Below are 1,254 nucleotides of genomic sequence, written 5' to 3' on the forward strand. Positions count from 1 at the left end.
TGCTCGCTTCGGCCACGTTGTTGGCGAGCGCGAGCGCCGCCTGCGCGATCGCGAACGCTTTCGACAGCGCGAACAGGGCGCGGTAGGTCGCGCTCTGTTCGCCGCCGAAAGATTTGGCGATGTCGGCGAGCTGGCCGAAGGTCGCGGACGCGCCCGCGAGCAGCACCTGCGTCTGCGCCGATTGCAGTTGCGCGAGCGCGGCCTGGTGCTGGCGCTCGATCGTTTCTTCCTGCGCGTCCCACTGCGCATTCAGATCGGCGCGCTGCGAACGGAACTGCGCGAGCAGCGCGAGTTGTTCGGCATGCCAGGCTTCGAGCCGCGTGCGCGACTGTTCGATCTGCGCGAGATCGCTGCCGGTCTGCCCGAGATCCGGGGTCGCGCCGGGGACGCGATCGAGGGCCGCGTCAGGTTTACGGAAACTCGTCTGCACCATGCGCGCCATCGCCGCGTCGAACGCGGCCTTGGTCGCGATCCCATCGCGCAGCGCATCGTTCAGCAGTTGGACCTGCGTGCGCGCCTCTTCCAGCGCGACCTCGGCCGGCGTGCGCAGGCTCGCGCGCAGCGTCTCGTAGGCGCGCGTGGTCTTCTCGAGTTCGGCCTTGCGTTCGCGCTCGGCATCCGCACTCGCGCGCGCGGTGTCGAGGGCTTCGGCCTCGGCGACGAGTTGCGCCTTCAGCGCGGGCGCAATCGCCTTCAGCGCGCCCTGCATGGTCTCGTAGCGGAGGCGTGCGGCCTCACCGGCACGGGTCTGGCCGGCTTCGACCTCGCCCAGCAGCGCGACCTCGCGACGCAGTGACTCCAGTTCGCGCTCGGCGGACTCGCGGGCGCGATCGGCGTCGGTGACCTTGGGTTTCGGTGTGCGCGGCGCCTTCGGCGCCTTGAACTGTTCGTCGATCTGCGCGCGCCGCCTACGTTCGTAGGTCTCAACGGGAAGACCCTCGACCGTCTTGACTCCTCCCGCACGCAGGGCCGCGATGTCGCGCTCGAGGTCGCGCAGCTGCTGCGCTTTCGCGACCGCGCGATCCTGACCGAGCGCGGCCTGCGCGCGACCGAGGGCGTTGATCGCGTTGGTTTGCCTGGCCTGCGTCGCCGCCTGCGCATCGGCCTTCGCCTGTTCGGCGCTCGCCTCACGCTGCAGGTTCGCCTGCTCCTGCCGTAGCGCACGGATGCGTTGCTTCGTGTCGGCATCGACATCGGCGCTGGCGAGCACGGCATCGAGCGAGTTCAGACCCCCGAGTTCCCGCCACTCGTTGC

General features: G+C 69.9%; 1 protein-coding gene. It reads right to left on the reverse strand.

Annotation, left to right across the window (positions count from 1 at the left end):
- The coding region (locus ABD974_RS08090) for a coiled-coil domain-containing protein (protein ID WP_486346767.1) at positions 1-1,254 on the reverse strand (1,254 nt) is incomplete at both ends.

Origin of the sequence: Lysobacter hankyongensis (assembly GCF_039543145.1) — a bacterium.
In the GTDB taxonomy this organism is placed as follows: Bacteria; Pseudomonadota; Gammaproteobacteria; order Xanthomonadales; family Xanthomonadaceae; genus Lysobacter_I; species Lysobacter_I hankyongensis.